This is a genomic window from Bacillus sp. HY001 (assembly GCF_007558965.1).
GTDB classification, from domain to species: Bacteria; Bacillota; Bacilli; order Bacillales; family Bacillaceae_G; genus Bacillus_A; species Bacillus_A mobilis.
The window spans coordinates 1-592 of the sequence record NZ_VLTE01000362.1; the positions used below are offsets into that span (position 1 = coordinate 1).

At 37.0% G+C, this 592-nt stretch carries 1 protein-coding gene and 1 pseudogene; both read right to left on the minus strand.

Annotated elements, in window-relative coordinates; all coding sequences use genetic code 11:
* Positions 1–378, minus strand: a 378-nt coding sequence (locus FOT98_RS31745) for an alpha/beta hydrolase-fold protein (RefSeq protein ID WP_260851167.1), incomplete at its 3' end; no start/stop codon positions are given.
* A 4-nt stretch (positions 379–382) separates the two neighbouring features.
* Positions 383–592: pseudogene (locus FOT98_RS31750) on the minus strand (S-(hydroxymethyl)glutathione dehydrogenase); the annotation flags it as partial.

Consider the following 592-nt stretch of genomic DNA (forward strand, 5'->3'; position numbering starts at 1 on the left):
TTCATCTACGATATACGTATACATATGATAATGCTTTGCCCATGGATCTTGTGTTGCATTTAAATAAAAACCTGCCCCTTGTCCAAGGTCCCATCCTGCATCATCAGCAACATATTCCCCACGTGGTGAAGTATCTGGAATCATGACTGCCACTTGATATTTTTCAGCCAATCTTTGAAATCCACTTTTTTGACTGAAATTATCATCTGTACAAGTTAAACCAGATAACCACCATATAAGAGGAATTTTTTTCTCTTCTTTATTTGATGGTAAGTAGATACTAAATGTCATATCACATTGTAAGACTTCTGAATAATGGCGGTACTTACATTGTTCTCCACCGAAAGAGTGATGTTTTTCAATAAGTTTAAGACTCACTTTTTCACTCTCCATATGTTAACATTGTACGAATTGACTCACCCTTATGGAGCAAATCAAATGCCTCATTGATGTCTGTAAAGTTTAAGTGGTGTGTGATAAACGAATCGATATCGATTTTACCATCCATATAATCTTTAACCATTCCTGGAAGCTGCGTTCTACCTTTTACGCCGCCAAAAGCAGAACCACGCCATACTCGACCTGTTACTAA